Annotated in this window: 10 protein-coding genes; 3 read left to right on the forward strand and 7 right to left on the reverse strand. The window is 71.9% G+C overall.

The annotated features are described in order from the left end of the window. Window positions 1-29: 29 nt before the first annotated feature. Window positions 30-3,461 carry an ATP-dependent helicase gene (locus tag ACZ7M2_RS08695; protein ID WP_471594680.1) on the reverse strand — a complete coding sequence of 1,144 codons (3,432 nt, stop codon included), beginning with the start codon at window positions 3,459-3,461 and terminating at the stop codon, window positions 30-32. A gap of 302 nt (window positions 3,462-3,763) precedes the next feature. Continuing rightward, window positions 3,764-4,129, reverse strand: a complete 366-nt coding sequence (locus ACZ7M2_RS08700; protein ID WP_352045926.1) for an MGMT family protein — start codon at window positions 4,127-4,129, stop codon at window positions 3,764-3,766. 186 nt (window positions 4,130-4,315) lie between these two features. Between ACZ7M2_RS08700 and ACZ7M2_RS08705 the strand changes: the two genes are divergently transcribed. From ACZ7M2_RS08705 to ACZ7M2_RS08715, 3 genes are all read left to right on the forward strand, one after another. Beyond that, the gene (locus tag ACZ7M2_RS08705; protein ID WP_471594681.1) at window positions 4,316-7,114 is read left to right on the forward strand and encodes a lysylphosphatidylglycerol synthase transmembrane domain-containing protein; all 2,799 of its coding nucleotides are present in this window, start codon (window positions 4,316-4,318) and stop codon (window positions 7,112-7,114) included. 99 nt (window positions 7,115-7,213) lie between these two features. After that, on the forward strand, window positions 7,214-8,758 hold the full coding sequence (locus ACZ7M2_RS08710) for an alpha/beta hydrolase (RefSeq protein WP_471594682.1): 1,545 nt from the start codon (window positions 7,214-7,216) through the stop codon (window positions 8,756-8,758). Window positions 8,759-8,894: 136 nt separating this feature from the next. Beyond that, window positions 8,895-10,442, forward strand: a complete 1,548-nt coding sequence (locus tag ACZ7M2_RS08715; protein ID WP_471594683.1) for an alpha/beta hydrolase — start codon at window positions 8,895-8,897, stop codon at window positions 10,440-10,442. Window positions 10,443-10,681: 239 nt separating this feature from the next. Here the strand turns inward: ACZ7M2_RS08715 and moeZ are convergent, their stop codons facing one another. The 5 genes from moeZ to ACZ7M2_RS08740 form a co-directional block, all read right to left on the reverse strand. After that, entirely contained in the window at window positions 10,682-11,860 is a 1,179-nt protein-coding gene (moeZ, locus tag ACZ7M2_RS08720; RefSeq protein ID WP_168510986.1) for an adenylyltransferase/sulfurtransferase MoeZ, read from the reverse strand. Between the two features lie 63 nt (window positions 11,861-11,923). Then, window positions 11,924-12,673: a spherulation-specific family 4 protein gene (locus ACZ7M2_RS08725; RefSeq protein WP_471594684.1), complete on the reverse strand. Its 750-nt coding sequence runs from the start codon at window positions 12,671-12,673 to the stop codon at window positions 11,924-11,926. After that, window positions 12,661-13,620: an NAD-dependent epimerase/dehydratase family protein gene (locus ACZ7M2_RS08730; protein ID WP_471594685.1), complete on the reverse strand. Its 960-nt coding sequence runs from the start codon at window positions 13,618-13,620 to the stop codon at window positions 12,661-12,663. The genes ACZ7M2_RS08725 and ACZ7M2_RS08730 overlap by 13 nt, the downstream gene beginning before the upstream one ends. Window positions 13,621-13,776: 156 nt before the next feature. Next, the gene (locus ACZ7M2_RS08735; protein ID WP_471594686.1) at window positions 13,777-14,970 is read right to left on the reverse strand and encodes a hypothetical protein; all 1,194 of its coding nucleotides are present in this window, start codon (window positions 14,968-14,970) and stop codon (window positions 13,777-13,779) included. Next, window positions 14,970-16,739, reverse strand: a complete 1,770-nt coding sequence (locus ACZ7M2_RS08740; RefSeq protein ID WP_471594687.1) for a DUF3492 domain-containing protein — start codon at window positions 16,737-16,739, stop codon at window positions 14,970-14,972. The genes ACZ7M2_RS08735 and ACZ7M2_RS08740 overlap by 1 nt, the downstream gene beginning before the upstream one ends. Between the last annotated feature and the right edge of the window lie 75 nt (window positions 16,740-16,814).

The raw sequence follows: 16,814 nt of genomic DNA on the forward strand, positions 1-16,814 counted from the left end.
CTCGCTGACGTGACGTCCACTTGAGCCCCTCACTCGACCACGTGGCGTCCCTCGGGCCGAGCGCTGCACGACGCCCGGAAAGCGCAGTGTGTGCAGTGTTGTCCCGTGGTCGGAGAGAACCGCTCGTCGAGGACCTTCCCGGCCGCGGTGGCGAGCAGGTCGCCGACCCACTCGCCCTCGAGGGGCTCCTGGGCCTGCACCTTGGGGAGGGTCTCGCCGCCGTTCTTCTTGGCGGCGCCCTGGCGCAGCTGGACGAGTTCCGCTCCTCCCGGCTCGGGGCGTACGCCGTCGAAGGTGTCGTCGACGGCCCCCTCGCGGACGGCGAGCTGGTAGACGGCGAGCTGCGGGTGGTGCGCCACCTCCGCGGCGCTGGGCGCGTGTTTGCCGGTCTTGAAGTCGACCACGTAGGCGCGGCCCTCGGTGTCCGTCTCGACACGGTCCATGGAGCCCCGGATGCGCACCTCGTAGTCGCCCGCCTCCAGGGTCACGTCGAAGTCGTGCTCACTGGCCACCGGCACACGTCCCGCACGAACGCCGTTGGAGTCGACGTGCCACTTCAGGAAGCGTTCGAGCGCCACACGCGCGTGCTCCTTCTCCTGCACGGACTTCCAGGGCGCGTCGAAGGCGAGCGCGTTCCACACGGAGTCCAGACGTTCCATGAGGACGGCGAGGTCGGCGGGGGTGCGTCCGGAGGCGACCTCGTCGGCGAGGACGTGCACCACGTTGCCGAAGCCCTGGGCGGCGGTCGCGGGCGCGTCGGCCTTGACCTCGCGGCCCAGGAACCACTGCAGGGCGCAGGTGTTGGCGAGCTGGTCGAGGGCGCTTCCGGAGAGCACGACGGGCTGGTCGCGGTCGCGCAGCGGCACCTTGCTCTCGGTCGGCTCGTACATGCCCCACCAGCGGTAGGGGTGCGCGGACGGCACGAGAGGGCGGCCGTCCTCGTCGCCGAGTGCGGCGAGCTTGGCCAGGCGGTGGGCCGCGGCCTGCCGGAGGGTGTCCGAGACCCGCGGGTCGACCGTGGTGGCGCGCAGTTCGGCGACCAGGGCGGCGACGGACAGCGGGCGGCGGGGGCGGCCGGTGACATCCCTGGGTTCGACGCCGAGTTCGGTAAGAAAGCGGGACGGCTGGTCGCCGTCGTCGGCGGGGGCCTTCACCGCGGTGACGATCAGGCGTTCACGCGCGCGTGTGGCGGCCACGTAGAACAGACGGCGCTCTTCGGAGAGGAGCGCTCCAGGGGTGAGGGGTTCGGCGAGGCCGTCGCGTCCGATGCGGTCGGCCTCCAGCAGGGAGCCGCGGCGGCGCAGGTCCGGCCACAGTCCCTCCTGGACGCCCGCGACGACGACGAGGCGCCACTCCAGGCCCTTGGAGCGGTGCGCGGTCATCAGGCGTACGGCGGCCGGGCGCACCGCCCTGCGGGTGAGCGTGTCGGCGGCGATGTCCTGGGCCTCGATCTCCTCCAGGAAGTTGAGGGCGCCGCGCCCGCCCGTGCGTTCCTCGGCGCGGGCCGCGGTCGCGAACAGCGCGCAGACGGCGTCGAGGTCACGGTCGGCGTTGCGGCCGGCCGCGCCACCGCGTCGGGCGGCCCGTTCCAGGCGCTGCGGCCACGGTGTTCCCTCCCAGAGGTCCCAGAGCGCCTCCTCGGCCGTCCCACCGCCCGCCAGGCGCTCCCGCGCCTTGCGCAGCAGCGCGCCGAGGCGCTGGGCTCCCCGGGCGTACGCCGGGTCGTGCGCGACGAGCCGCTCCGGCTCGGCCAGCGCGCGGGTGAGCAGTTCGTCGGAGGGCGGCGGTACGTGGTTGCCCGCGGCGCGCTCCTCCTCGCGCAGCGCGCGCCCCAGACGTCGCAGATCGGCCGCGTCCATGCTCGCGAGAGGCGAGGCGAGCAGGGTGAGCGCGGTTTCGGTGTCGAGCCAGGGCGCGGCGTGCGCATCGGCATCCTCAGAGACGTCGATGTCTTCGGGTGCGTCGGCATCCTCAGGTACGTCGGCGTCTTCGGGTGCGTCGGCGTCTTCGGGTGCGTCGGCGTCTTCAGGTACGTCGCTGTCGCCGCCGGAGGGCGCGGCCGTACCCGACTCCGCGCGCGCCACCGCCCGCAGTGCCGTCAGCAAGGGCGTGACCGCCGGTTCGTGCCGCAGCGGCAGGTCGTCGCCGTCGATGTCGAGCGGCACGCCCGCCGCGGTGAGCGCCCGCCTGATCGTCGGGATCGTGCGGGAGCCGGCGCGCACCAGGACGGCCATGTCGCCCCAGGGGACGCCGTCCTCCAGATGAGCGCGACGCAGGATGTCCGCGATGTTGTCCAGCTCCGTGCCCGCCGTCGGGTACGTGTAGACCTCGACGGCGCCGCCGTCCCGTACCGGAGACAGCTCGCGGTGGGCGCGTACCTTCTCCGCCGGAAGGCGGGTCAGCGGCATGCGCTGGGTGATCAGACGGGTGGCGGTCAGCAGGGCGGCGCCGGAGCGGCGGGAGGTGCGCAGCACCTCGACCGGCGCGGGGCGGCCGTCCGCGCGCGGGAAGGCGTCGGGGAATTCCAGGATGCCGTTCACGTCCGCGCCCCGGAAGGCGTAGATCGACTGGTCGGGGTCACCGAAGGCGACCAAGTTGCGGCCGCCGCCGGCGAGGGCGTGCAGCAGCCGGACCTGCGCGGGATCGGTGTCCTGGTACTCGTCCACGTAGACGGCGTCGTACTGCGCGGCGAGGCGTTCGGCGACGCCCGGACGCCCGGCGAGCAGCACCGCGCGGTGGACGAGTTCCGCGTAGTCGAGCACTCCTTGGAGGTCGAGAACGTCCAGGTACTCGGCGAGGAAGGCGGCGGCCGCGCCCCAGTCGGGGCGGCCGATGCGCCGGGCGAAGGCGGTCAGGGCGTCGGGGCTCAGGCCCAGCTCGCGGCTGCGCGCCAGTACCGCGCGGACCTCGTCGGCGAAGCCGCGCGTGGTCAGGCAGGCGCGCAGCTCGTCCGGCCAGCGGACATGGGCGAGACCGAGCCGCTCCAGGTCGGGCTGGCCCGCGAGCAGTTCGCGCACCGCCACGTCCTGCTCGGGTCCGGACAGCAGCCGCAGGGGCTCCACGAACAGGTCGCTGTCCTGGTGGGCGCGGACCAGGGCGTAGCAGAACGAGTGGAAGGTGGTCGCCCGGGGAGCGCGGGCGGCCCCTATGCGCGGCGCCATGCGGTCGCGCAGTTCGACGGCCGCCTTGCGGCTGAAGGTCAGCACCAGGATGCGTTCCGGGTCGCCGCCCCGCGCGATCCGCGCCGCGACGGACTCGACGAGCGTGGTCGTCTTGCCGGTGCCGGGGCCGGCCAGCACGAGCAGCGGTCCCGCGTCATGGTCAACCACCGCGCGCTGCTCTGCGTCCAGACGAGGGGGCCCCACTCGGACCGGCGCGGTACGTACCAGTCGGTACGCGCCGCGGGTCCCCTGCCGCACCTGGGGGTGCGACAGGCGCCTGGTGGAAGAAGAGGAGCTCACGTGGTTCGCCGGTCCTGGAGGTTGTGCGGGATATCACTGCCGGCGCGGAGCGCCGTCGTTGAGGGGTGGTGGTCGGGCGACGGGTGGGAGGAGCACCGCGCGTTCAGGGCGGTGGCCGCGGGGTGAAGCGGATGCGTGCCGTCGACGCTACGCCGGTGAGCATCGTGGAAGGAGGGCTTCCCCTTCTTCCCTCACACCACGTGCGTCCCCCGGCTCTCGAACGTACGGCATGTCACGGGCGTGCCCCGTTTCCCCCGTACGGGCCACAGGTTCCCCATCGCCCCGTCCGATGCCGGAAGCTGTCAGGTGTGACCCTGCGCGCGTTCGCCGCCGTCCCATCGTGCCCGTCTCATGTCGATGCGCGGCAGATGCCCCCCGGAGGCCCTGCTCGCCTCCTTCAGGGGCGTGCCCTCGTCGCGGTAGTGACCCAGCGCATCGAGTTCGTGGCCCGGGAGCATCGCGCCGTCCGCGCGGACGACCCGCCACCACGGGACCGCTCCTCCGTAGAGGGCCATCACCCGGCCCACCTGGCGCGGTCCGCCCTCCTCGAGCCACTCGGCGACGTCCCCGTACGTCATCACGTGCCCGGGCGGGATCGACTCGGCGACCTCAAGGACCCGCTCCGCGTACTCCGGCAGGGCATCCGCCGGCAGGCTCTCCTCGCTCATCCGCCCCATCCTGCCCCATCCCACCGACAGTGCGACGATGCGGTGACTGTGCGTATCCCTCGCCACGAAGGCGCACTTGGGGCAGACTGTGCGCCCCCGTATTTGCACCCTGATGCCCCCGTGTGTCGGTGGGGCATGCCACCATCGTGCGGGCGGTGACTGGTGATACGAGATCAAGAAGAGACGATGAGGCAGCAGGGCGTGCACCCCGAAGACGCGGAGAGCACCTCCGCGGCCTCGTCGCGTCCGGACACCGGCGATACCGGCCCGAAGGACCCGGGCGAGGCGGCGGACGAGCCCACCACGACGGTGGACGAAGAACCCGTTCCTGACACCCACGGACGAGCCCAGAAGCGACTCGATCCGACGGACGACTGCGGCGACGAGGTCCACAACGACGAGGTCGAGGGCGACGAACCGCTGCTGCCCGCGCGCGTGCACCGTCCGTCGGATCTGATGCGGCTCATGGTCGGCGTCCTCGCCATCGCCGTGCTGCTGGCCATCGCCGCGTTCGCGCACGGCACCACCTCGGGGCTCGAACAGGACATCAACAAGGGCACCGGTCAGGCACCCGATCTGCTGATCAAGATCGCGGGTCTGGCGTCGAGCATCGCGATCCTCCTGGTGCCGGTCGCCTTCGCGATCGAGCGGCTGATCAAGCGGGACGGGCTGCGCATCGCCGACGGCGTGCTGGCCGCGGTGCTCGCGCACGGAGTGACACTCGCCACGGACCTGTGGGTCGCCAAGGGTGCCCCGAACTCCATCCAGGAGGCACTCACCCAGCCCTCGCCGGGTGACATCCACGCCCTGACCGACCCGGTACACGGCTATCTGGCGCCGGTCATCGCGTACATGACTGCCGTCGGGATGTCCCGCAGACCGCGCTGGCGCGCGGTGCTGTGGGTGGTGCTGCTCCTCGACGCCTTCTCCATGCTGGTCACCGGCTACACCACACCGTTCTCGATCATCCTGACGGTACTGATCGGCTGGAGCGTCGCGTACGGGACGCTGTACGCGGTCGGCTCACCGAACGTACGTCCGACCGGGCGGACGCTGATGGCCGGCCTGCGGCACGTCGGCTTCCACCCCGTCAGCGCGGCCCGCGAGGACACGCCCGACACCACGGAGAACGGCGATCGCGGGCGGCGCTACTTCGTCACCCTGGAGGACGGCCCGCCGCTGGACGTCACCGTGGTCGACCGCGAGCAGCAGGCGCAGGGCTTCTTCTACCGAGTGTGGCGCAACCTGACGCTGCGTGGTCTCGCCACCCGTCGCAGTCTCCAGTCGCTGCGCCAGGCCCTGGAGCAGGAGGCACTCCTCGCATACGCGGCCATCGCGGCCGGGGCCAACGCCCCGAAGCTGATCGCGACCTCCGAGCTCGGCCCAGACGCCGTGATGCTCGTCTACGAGCACACCGGCGGGCACACACTGGACTCGCTGCCCGACGAACTCATCACCGATGATCTCCTGCGCGACACCTGGCATCAGGTGCAGGCCTTGCAGTCGCGACGCATCGCACACCGCAGGCTCGCGGGTGACGCGATTCTGGTGGATCGTTCCGGCATGGTGATCCTCACCGACCTTCGCGGCGGCGAGATCGCGGCCGGCGATCTGCTGCTGCGCATGGACATCGCCCAGTTGCTGACCACGCTGGGGCTGCGCGTCGGCGCCGAGCGCACGGTGGCGTCGGCCGTCGGTGTGCTCGGCCCGGACGCGATCGCCGACTGCCTGCCGCTGCTGCAGCCCATCGCGCTGACGCGCTCCACGCGCGCGACACTGCGCAAGCTGGCCCGGGAGCGCGCCCAGCGCGAACGCGACGCGGTCCTGGAGGCCTCCCGGCAGAACAAGCTCGCCCGCGCGGAACAGGCCCAGCACGCCGAGGCCGCGGTGGAGAAGCCCGGCAAGAAGGCCGTACGCGCGGAACAGCGGGCCGAGAAGCGGGCGATAGACGAGGCACTGGACGAAGCGCGCGAGGAGGATCTCCTCACCCAGATCCGCCACCAGGTGCTGCGGATCCGCCCGCAGGCGCCGGTCGAACCGGCCCGCCTGGAGCGGGTGCGACCACGCACACTGATCAGTTTCATCGCCGGCGCCATCGGCGGGTACTTCCTGCTGACGCAGCTCACCCACATCGAGTTCGGAACGCTCTTCGACAACGCCCAGTGGGGCTGGGTCGCCGCGGCCGTGCTGTTCTCCGCGGTGAGCTACTTCGCGGCGGCGATGGCGCTGCTCGGCTTCGTACCGGAGCGGGTGCCGTTCATGCGGGCTGTTGCGGCACAGGTCGCCGGCTCGTTCGTGAAGATCGTGGCGCCCGCCGCGGTCGGCGGTGTGGCCCTCAACACGCGCTTCCTGCAGCGTGCGGGGGTGCGGCCGGGGCTCGCGGTGGCGAGTGTCGGCGCGTCCCAGCTGTTCGGGCTCGGCTGCCACATCCTGATGCTGCTGTCCTTCGGCTATCTGACCGGCACCGAGAAAACGCCGTCCCTGTCGCCCTCCCGCACGGTCATCGCCGGTCTGCTGACGGTCGCCGTACTGGTGCTCGTCGTCACGTCGGTGCCGTTCCTGCGCAAATTCGTCAGCACGCGCGTGAGGTCGCTGTTCGCGGGCGTCGTACCGCGTATGCTCGACGTGCTCCAGCGGCCCCAGAAGCTGATCACCGGCATCGGCGGCATGCTGCTGCTGACCGCCTGCTTCGTGATGTGCCTGGACGCGTCGATCCGCGCCTTCGGCCACCAGCAGCCCACCACGCTCAGCCTCGCCAGCGTCGCCGTCGTCTTCCTCGCCGGTAACGCGCTCGGCTCCGCGGCGCCGACCCCCGGTGGCGTCGGCGCCGTCGAGGCGACCCTCACGGTCGGTCTGATCGCCGTGGGGCTCCCCAAGGAGGTCGCCGCTCCCGCGGTGCTGCTGTACCGGCTGCTGACGCTGTGGCTTCCGGTGCTTCCGGGCTGGCTGTTCTTCAACCACCTGACCCGCAAGGGCGCCCTCTAGAGCCCCGCGCCGACCCTCCCGTACGAGCCCCCCGCGCGCCCTCACCCGCACGGCCCGTGTCCCGAGCGCCCCGCCCCGCACGACCGCAGGATGGGGAGCATGCCGAACCCGTCTCCGCCGCGCGCCGCTGCGCTGGCGCTCTCCGTCGCTGTGCTGTCCGCCGTGCTGACGGGCTGCAGCGACAACTCGAACAGCGAGGACCTGCCGGCCCAGAAGCTGAGCTGGAAGGACTGCCCGGCCCCCGCCGAGTCCGAGGGCGGCGGCAACGCTCCCTCTCCCCTGCCGGGCGGCACACAGTGGCAGTGCGCCACCATGAAGGCACCCCTCGACTGGGCCGACCCCAAGGGCGACACCATCGGGATCGCGCTGATCCGGGCGCGGACGAGCGGCGACCAGAGCAAACGCATCGGCTCCCTCATCTTCAACTTCGGCGGCCCCGGCGGCTCCGGCGTCACCACGCTCCCCGCCTTCGGTGAGGACTACGCGAAGCTGCGCACCCGCTACGACCTGGTGAGCTTCGACCCGCGCGGGGTCGGCCGCAGCGCGGGCGTGAAGTGCGAGGACGACAGCCGACTCGACGTGTTCTTCCAGCAGGACGCCACCCCCGACGACGCCGCCGAGCAGAAGAACCTCCTCAGCAACACGAAGACGTTCAACGCGGCCTGCGAGAAGAACTCCGGGCGGACCCTCCCCCACGTGCGCACCACCGACGCGGCCCGCGACATCGACCTCATGCGCCAGGTGCTCGGCGACGCCAAACTGCACTACTTCGGCATCTCGTACGGCACCGAACTCGGCGGCGTCTACGCCCACTTGTTCCCCAAGAACGTAGGACGCGCCGTCTTCGACGCGGTCGTCGACCCGACGCAGAACCCGGAACAGAGCGCGCTCGGACAGGCCAGGGGCTTCCAGCTCGCGCTCGACAACTTCGCCAACGACTGCACCTCGAAGGCCGAGCCCTGCCCGATCGGCGACACCCCGCAGGACGTCAAGAACCGCATCGCCAAACTCCTCAAGGACCTGGACAGCAAGCCCATCCCCGGCGTCTTCCCACGCCAGCTCACCCAGACCGAGGCCACCAACGGCATCGCGCAGGCGCTGTACTCCAAGGACTTCTGGGAGTACCTGACGGAGGGCCTGGACCAGGCGTACAGCGGTGACGGCAAGGTACTGATGCTGCTGTCCGACTCGATGAACGGACGCAGCCAGAACGGCCAGTACAGCAACCTCTACGCGGCCAACGTCTCCATCAGCTGCGCCGACGCGAAACCGCGGTACACGATCCCCGACGTGCAAGCCGGGCTGCCGGCGTTCCGGGCCGCCTCACCGCTCTTCGGCGACTTCCTGGCCTGGGGCATGCTCAGCTGCACCAACTGGGCCGTCCCGGGCGCCGCCGACCACCCGGACGTCAGCGCCACCGGTGCGGCGCCGATCCTCGTGGTCGGCAACACCGGCGACCCGGCCACGCCGTACCAGGGCGCGAAGAAGATGGTCGACGCGCTGGGCAAGGGCGTCGGCGTCGAGTTGACCTACAAGGGCCAGGGGCACGGCGCGTACGACAGCGGGAACAAGTGCGTGCACAACGCGGTGAACAGCTATCTGCTGGACGGGACCGTACCGCCCGCGGGAACCGTCTGCACCTAGAACCGACGCCATCCCAACCGAGAAAGTGCAGGTCAAAGGGTTATCCACAGGCCTCCGCGGTGTCGGCCGCGGGCGCCTACCATGGCCCGCATGTGATCCGCGACATCCGGCGGACCACGGGCGAGGGGGGAAGTTCATGACGCGTTTCGCACGGTGGACGGCCGCGGCGGCCGCCGCGTTGCTGGTGGCAGGCTGCGGCAGCGGCTCGTCGGGGGACGGGAAGGACGAGGGGAAGAACAGCGACCGGCCGTCGGCCGGGGCGCCTTCCTCCGGCACCGCCTCGGGGCTGCCCGCCTCGCTCACCTCACAGAAGCTCGACTGGGGCCACTGCAAGAGCTCCTCCGCGCCGGGCAGCGGCTGGCAGTGCGCGACACTCAAGGTGCCGCTGGACTACGCGAAGCCGGACGGCGAGACGATCGGCCTGGCGCTGATCCGCTCGAAGGCGACCGGCGGCCAGAACAAGCGCATCGGCTCACTCCTGTTCAACTTCGGCGGCCCCGGCGGCTCGGGCGTCGACACGATGCCGTCGTACGAGAGCGCCGTCGGCCCGCTCCACGAGCGCTATGACCTGGTGAGCTGGGACCCGCGCGGCGTCGCCGCCAGCGAGGGCGTGCGCTGCCGCAGTGACAAGGCGATCCAGGCAGCCGAGTCCGTGGACGCCACCCCGGACGACGCGGCCGAGGAGACCGCGTACTTCAAGGACGCCGCCGACTTCGGCAAGGGCTGCGCGAAGGCCGCCGGAAAGCTGCTGTCACACGTCTCCACGACCGACACGGCCCGCGACATGGACCTGATGCGCCAGGTCCTCGGCGACGGGACGATGCACTATCTCGGCTTTTCGTACGGGACCGAACTCGGCGGCGTGTACGCCCACTTGTTCCCCAAGAACGTGGGCCGTCTGGTGCTGGACGCCGTCGTCGACCCGAGCGCCGACACGGTCGGCCACGCCAAGAACCAGACCCTGGGCTTCCAGCGCGCCCTGGACGACTACCTCAAGTCCACCGGCCAGGACCCCAAGCAGGGCTCCCAGAAGATCGTGGACCTGCTGAACCGCATCGACGCGAACCCCCTGCCGACGGCGGACGGCCGCAAGCTCACCCAGACGCTGGCGCTCACCGGCATCGTCCTGCCCCTGTACAGCAAGGAGGGCTGGCCGCGCCTGACCAGCGCGCTCAAGGGCGCCGAGGGCGGTGACGGTTCGGGCCTGCTGGCCCTCGCCGACGGCTACAACGACCGCGATTCCTCAGGGCACTACGGCACGACGACCCATTCCCAACGGGTCATATCGTGCTTGGACGACAAGCAGCGGCCGACTCCCGCGGAGACGAAGAAGCTGCTGCCCGAGTTCGAGAAGATCTCGCCCGTCTTCGGGGACTTCATGGGCTGGGACACCGCTGGTTGGTGCCACGACTGGCCGGTCGCCGGCCAGTACGACAACCCGGAGGTCAGCGCGCCGGGCGCCGCGCCCATCTTGATCGTGGGCAACACCGGGGACCCCGCGACTCCGTACGAGGGCGCCCGCAGAATGGCCGACGAGCTGGGCAAGGGTGTCGGTGTGGAGCTCACCTGGAAGGGCGAGGGCCATGGCGCCTACGGGAGCGGGAGCGAGTGTGTCGACTCCACGGTGAACAGCTATCTGCTGGACGGGACGGTGCCGAAGGACGGGAAGGTCTGCGCGTCGTAGTGGCGGGTGCGGCCGACGGGCGCGGACCTGTGCCCGGGCCGACCCGGCCGGCCAGCACCCGGCCGGCAAGCACTCGGCCGGCGAACCCCCGCTCGGCGAGCACCCGGCCGACGAAGACCCGGTGCACGGATGCCCGGTCGGCGAACCCCCGGCCCGCGAGTGACCAGTCAACGGAAAGGGGCCCGGCACGCACGGTGCCGAGCCCCTCCCGAAAAGCCGTTCGCCTGGTACACCAGCGCCTAGTACACCGGCTTCTCCGGCTCGATCTGGTTGACCCAGCCGATCACACCGCCGCCGACGTGCACCGCGTCCGAGAAGCCCGCGGACTTCAGCACGGCGAGCACCTCCGCGCTGCGGACGCCCGTCTTGCAGTGCAGGACGATCTTCTTGTCCTGCGGCAGAGTCTCCAGGGCGGTGCCCATGAGGAACTCGTTCTTCGGGATCAGCTTGGCGCCGGGGATCGAGACGATCTCGTATTCGTTGATCTCGCGGACGTCGATGATCTCGATGTTCTCGCCGTCGTCGATCCACTCCTTGAGCTGCTTGGGAGTGATCGTCGAGCCGGCCGCCGCCGCCTGGGCCTCCTCGGACACGACACCGCAGAAGGCCTCGTAGTCGATGAGCTCGGTGACGGTCGGGTTCTCGCCGCAGACCGCGCAGTCCGGGTCCTTGCGGACCTTGACCTGGCGGTACTGCATCTCGAGGGCGTCGTAGATCATCAGGCGGCCGACGAGCGGCTCACCGATGCCCGCGAGAAGCTTGATCGCCTCGTTCACCTGGATGGAGCCGATGGACGCGCACAGCACGCCCAGCACGCCGCCTTCGGCGCAGGAGGGGACCATGCCCGGCGGCGGGGGCTCGGGGTAGAGGCAGCGGTAGCAGGGACCGTGCTCGGACCAGAAGACGGAGGCCTGGCCGTCGAAGCGGTAGATCGAGCCCCACACGTACGGCTTGTTGAGCAGGACGCACGCGTCGTTGACCAGGTAGCGGGTCGCGAAGTTGTCCGTGCCGTCGACGATCAGGTCGTACTGGCTGAAGATGTCCATCACGTTCTCGGCCTCGAGCCGCTCTTCGTGAAGGACCACGTTCACGTACGGGTTGATGCCCAGCACGGAGTCACGGGCCGACTCGGCCTTGGAGCGGCCGATGTCCGCCTGACTGTGGATGATCTGGCGCTGCAGGTTCGACTCGTCGACCTCGTCGAACTCCACGATGCCGAGCGTGCCCACGCCCGCGGCGGCGAGGTACATCAGCGCCGGCGATCCGAGGCCGCCGGCGCCCACGCACAGCACCTTGGCGTTCTTCAGCCGCTTCTGCCCGTCCATGCCCACATCGGGGATGATCAGGTGGCGGGAGTACCTGCGGACCTCGTCTACGGTGAGCTCAGCAGCTGGCTCAACCAGGGGTGGCAGCGACACGGGGACTCCGTTGGTCGGTCAATCACTACAGTTGTTCTCCCCGTAACACTGCCACGCCCTTCTTCATTCCGAGACACCCGTTCCGATCCGCGAGACGATCTCGTCCCAGTAGCCGGGCATCGTCTCCCAGGGATCGGCCCGTCCACCGTGATCCGTGCGGTCGGTGAAGTAGATCGTGGCGGCGCCCTGCCAGCGGGCGATGCGGAGCGCTTCGTCGAGATGACCGCGCGGTACCCCGTGCACGAAGTGGCAGAAGCGCTCGGGCGGATAGTCGGCGGTCCACTCGGCCACCTGCGACCAGCGGTAGTCGCTCCAGGCGCCGGAGAAGGTCACCAGCTGGTCGGCGCTTTCGGCATAGCCGGGGTAGGGGTGGGTGCCGTGGCCGAAGACGAGGTGCGCGTCGTCGAGAAGCGTGCGCAGCGTGGTGACCGCCCGGCGGACCTCGGGGAGCGCGGCACGCTCGGTGGGGCAGCGGTGCAGGAGGAAGCCACCGACCCGGTACCAGTCGAGATACCGGTGTGCGTCGGAGATCACCTCGGCGAAGGCGCGTGCGCCGTACGTCACGTCCAGGTGTCCCAGGACGCGCACACCCGCGTTGCGGAGTCGGCCGGCGGCCTCCAGGCAGTGCGGGTCGGGACGGGTGCCGGGACCGTTGGCCACGTTCAGGGCGGCCCAGTGCACGGGGGTACCGGGGCGGGTGAGTTCGCCCCACTCGGCCGGAGCGACGAGGGGGTGCGCATAGCCGGGGACGCCGAGGCCGACCCTTAAGTCCGTACTCGCGATGTCCGTCGCGGCGCTGGTCAGATGCGGCATGCGGCCTCCATCCAGATATCGGCGAGGGATTCCTCGAGGTTGATGCGGGGCCGCCAGCCGAGCCGGTCACGTGCGGTGCGCACATCGGCCTGCTGCCAGCTGCCGCAGCCGTCCGGGTAGGGGTACGCGACCTGCGCCCCGTGATCCGCTTCGGTGCGGGGATGACCGATGGCCGACCTCATCGGTCCGGGTGGACCGTCGAGTTCGTGCAGCGTGCCTCCGTAGCCGGCCACACGGGCGAGGACAGCGGCGGCGTCGCGCAGGCGGACGGAGCGGCCCGAGCCGATGTTGATGACGCCCTGCGCGGCGGAGAGGGAGGCGGCGTGCACGGCGCGGGCGACATCGCGGACGTCGATGAAGTCGCGTTGGACGCCGAGTCCGCCGAGTTTGAGTTCGCCGTCGCCGGACTGCATGGCGCGGCGCAGGGCCTCGGCGAGGCGGCCGAGCGGGGATCCGGCGGGGGTGCCGGGGCCCGCGGGCGAGAAGACGCGCAGGACGACGGCGTCGAGGCCGGAGCCGAGGACCAGTTCGGTGGCGGCGAGCTTGCTGACGCCGTACGGGCCGCCGGGGCGCGGTACGGCGTCCTCGGCCGTGGAGGAGCCGGGCTGGCTGGGCCCGTACTCGGCGCCGCAGCCGATCTGCACCAGGCGGGCACCGCAGCCGCTGCGGCGAAGGGCCTCGCAGACGGTGGCGACGGCGACGGTGTTGTGCCGGGTCAGTTCGCGGGCTCCGCCGCGGGTGGCGCCCGCGCAGTTGATGACGACTCCGGGGTGCACCGCGTCCAGGAAGCGGGTGAGGGCGCCGGGGCTGCCCGAGGCGAGGTCGAACCGTACGTCGGCGTCGTCGCCCCGGCCGAGCGCGGTGAGCTGCACGGCCGGGTCGGCGAGCAGTCTGTCGGCGACGAAACGGCCGAGGTATCCGTTGGCTCCGATCAGCAGAACCCTCATCGGGCGGCTCCCGGGGCGGATTCTCCGGTTCGGGAGGTGATCATCTGGCGTTCTCCTTCGGGGTGGTGCCGTGGGTCGGACGGAGCGCCCGCGGTGTCGGCCCCGCGGGAGGGTGCGCCCGGCACGAGGGCTCGACCCTCGGGCGCCGGTCGCGGCTCATGGCATCCCGCCCGGTGTGGCGTGGGCCGAGGCCCGGGTCAGGGTGCGGGTCGCGTGGATCAGGAGGACGAGCGCCGCCGCGCCGCACACCAGGGCCGGGACGGCGCCCGGACCCCAGGCGTCGGCGACGGTCTCGACGGGGGTGGCGACGAACGAGCAGCCGGGCAGGCGGGCCGCGAAGACCGTGGTGAGGGAGGTCACTTCGGCCGCGCCCGCGGCGCCGAGGACGACGGCCGGGGCGTGAGTGAAGCCGCGCGTCGTGAGCAGGCGCGCGAGCAGGAGCAGCGCGCCAAGGGCACCCGCTCCGGCGTACGCGCCGGGCCCGTTGTAGGCACCGGGCTCGCTCGGCGCCTCCCGGCACAGTGCGAGCAGCGCGCCCAGGGCGCAGAGGAACAGGGCGAACACTCCCAGGAGCAGGGGCCGCACGGAGACGGCGAACTCCTCCAGGCCCCGGCTCGCGGTCAGTTTGCGGCGGGCGCCCGCGGTGAAGAGGTGGGCGCACCAGACCGCGGGGGCGCACGCCAGGGCGAGGGCCAGCACGGGCGCGGTGGCCGGGGGCCAGGGGCCGTCGGGGCCGCCTTCGATGCCGACGCTCAGCAGTCCGTCGCCGAGCAGGGCGTACGCGATCAGCCAGCAGGTCCAGGCAAGGGTGCCGCCCGTCGTGCGGTGCGTGGTGCTGAGGGGACCTCGGCGCAGCGCAGCGCGCAGGCCGAGCGTCACCGCGAGGGTGCCGCCGGCGGCGACCGCGAGGCGCGGCTGCCCTTCGGTGAGCCGCAGCCCGGCTACGGTCGCCGCGCACAGAGCACCCGGCAGCAGGGAGAGCAGGGCCCAGTCGGCGCGCGCGCCGGGGTGTTCGGGGGTCGCGGGCCGCGGCGCGGGGTCTGAGTCGCGGGCCACGCGCGCGTACATCTCCTCGGCGAGCGAGAACACGTCCCGGTGCCGGAACCGTGCGGCGGTGCGGTCGGTCACACCGTGCGCCTCCAGGCCCGCCGCGATCTCCAGGGGGTCGACGGCACGCTCGCAGAGTTCACGATGCCGGTGCATCAGCGCCTTCACGGGGTCCACGGCACCGCGGCGACCACCGCCGAGAGGGGTGCGGGCACCCCCCGAGTCGCCCCCCGAGTCGTTCCCCGGACCACCCCCGGCGTCGCCGCGCGCACCACCCGAGCCGTCCCGTACGAGTTCGCTCATCACGCGCCCTCCCCCGCGGGCAGCGGAGCTGTGGCACGCACCGGCGCCCCCGCCGCCCAGCGCGGTCGTCCCGTGACCATGAGGCGGGCCTCGGTCCAGCGGCCGGGTACGTGGGCCTCGGCCGGCACGCCGAACGGCAGGGGATCCCCCGCGTCGTCCACGACGAGCCGCCGGGCCGGGGAGCGCGAGACGATCTCCAGGTAAATGCCGTGAAATGCCGTGATGTTCTGCTCGACCGTGAAGAGTTCGAGGGCTCGCGCACGGGCCGCCGCGCCGAGGCGCGCACGCCGTTCGGGGTCGCGCAGCAGTGCCACGCACGCCTCGGCGAGCGCCCGCGGATTGCGCGGCGGCACCACCAGCCCCGTACCGCCGATGACTTCGACGACCGCGCCGACGTCGGTGGACACGGTGGCGCGCCCGCAGAACATGGCCTCGACCAGGCTGATCGGGAAGCCTTCGACGACGCTGGAGAGGACGACCACGGCACCGGACGCGTACGCCTCCGCGAGGCTCGGGACCTCCGGGCTGCCGATCTCCTCGAAGGACACCGGGTTGTCCCCGATCGCGTGCACCCCCTCCGCCTCGTCGGGGAAGAGCTGGGCGGCCAGCGCCTTGCAGTGGGCCAGGTACAGCGCGCCCTCAGGCCCGTCGGCCGGCGCGCCGACGATCCGCAGCCGGGTCTTCGGTGCCTCCTTGCGGACCTCGGCGAAGGAGTGCAGCAGTGAGATCAGGTCCTTGGCCGGTTCGATGCGGCCGACCCAGACCAGGGTGTCCGGGTCCGCGCATCCGGAGCCGTCGGCCCGCTCGCCCACCTCCGCGAAGCGGGCGGCCTCCATACCGGGGTAGACGGTGCGCAGTTTGGCGCGGTCGGCGCCGCAGCGCTCCTGCCAGCGGCGCGCGTGGGTGCCGCCGGGCGTGATGAGCGCGGCCCTGCGGTAGACCTCGGCGGCCAGCGCGCCGTGGAAGGCCGCGAGCAGCGCCCGTACCGCGGGGGACTCCTCGGCGGCGGCGGAGGCGAGGTAGTGCGCCCGCAGCTGCACGCCGTACTCCGTCACCAGCAGGGGCACCCCGGCGAAGTGCAGCGCGAGCAGGCCGGGCAGGGCGGCCTCGCCGCCGGCCGCCGCGTGGCAGAGGTCGACCGAGCCGAGCCCGTCGTCCTCGTACCAGTCCAGCGAGAGGGGGCGCAGAGCGCGCTCGACGTGAGCGGCGACGGACAGCAGGTCGGGCACACGCGCGGTACGCGCGGCGCGCAGTGCGCCGGGCGCACGGCAGGCGCGCTCCAGGGCGCGCACGGCCCCCTCGGAGCGCAGCGCCCCGACCAGCCCGCCCTCGTCGCGGGCCAGTTCCGCGAGCCCGTACAGCGCACTGCCGAAACGGTCCGCCACCACTCCGTGAGAGGCCTCCGACACCACCACTCCGTGCGAGGCCTCCGTCGCCGTCACACCGCCAGGGACCTCCGAGCCGTCGAGGACCGCGGGCGTGGCACACACGGCCGCCGCCAACTCCCCGAAGCACTCGGCGAACCGCCGGCGCGCCCGTCGCCCGTGTACCACGCCGTCGTCCTCGGCCGTCCACAGCGGAGCCGTCCGCACCCGGCTGACCTGTGGCGGCAGCTGGATCCAGCCCTCGTCCTCCTGCCGCTCGCTGCGACTGAGCGCGTAGATGTCGAACTCGTGCTGCCCGAGCCCGCGCACGAGCCGGTCGCACCAGAGTCTGGCGTCACCGCTCACATACGGATAGCCACCCTCCGTAAGCAGTCCGATGCGCACCAGTGCACCCCCGATCTCCCTATGGGGAGCCGCCGTTGACCCGGCGGCTCGCAGCGGGAAGAACGTATGCGCACA

It is taken from the genome of Streptomyces sp. NPDC111507 (assembly GCF_055638955.1).

Bases quoted from the DNA above. Each gene is read 5' to 3' on its own strand.
- ACZ7M2_RS08700 (WP_352045926.1), bottom strand. From the start codon at position 4,129: ATGAGCGAGGAGAGCCTGCCGGCGGATGCCCTGCCGGAGTACGCGGAG.
- ACZ7M2_RS08705 (WP_471594681.1), top strand. From the start codon at position 4,316: ATGAGGCAGCAGGGCGTGCACCCCGAAGACGCGGAGAGCACCTCCGCG.
- ACZ7M2_RS08710 (WP_471594682.1), top strand. From the start codon at position 7,214: ATGCCGAACCCGTCTCCGCCGCGCGCCGCTGCGCTGGCGCTCTCCGTC.
- ACZ7M2_RS08715 (WP_471594683.1), top strand. From the start codon at position 8,895: ATGACGCGTTTCGCACGGTGGACGGCCGCGGCGGCCGCCGCGTTGCTG.
- ACZ7M2_RS08725 (WP_471594684.1), bottom strand. From the start codon at position 12,673: ATGCCGCATCTGACCAGCGCCGCGACGGACATCGCGAGTACGGACTTA.
- ACZ7M2_RS08730 (WP_471594685.1), bottom strand. From the start codon at position 13,620: ATGAGGGTTCTGCTGATCGGAGCCAACGGATACCTCGGCCGTTTCGTC.
- ACZ7M2_RS08735 (WP_471594686.1), bottom strand. From the start codon at position 14,970: ATGAGCGAACTCGTACGGGACGGCTCGGGTGGTGCGCGCGGCGACGCC.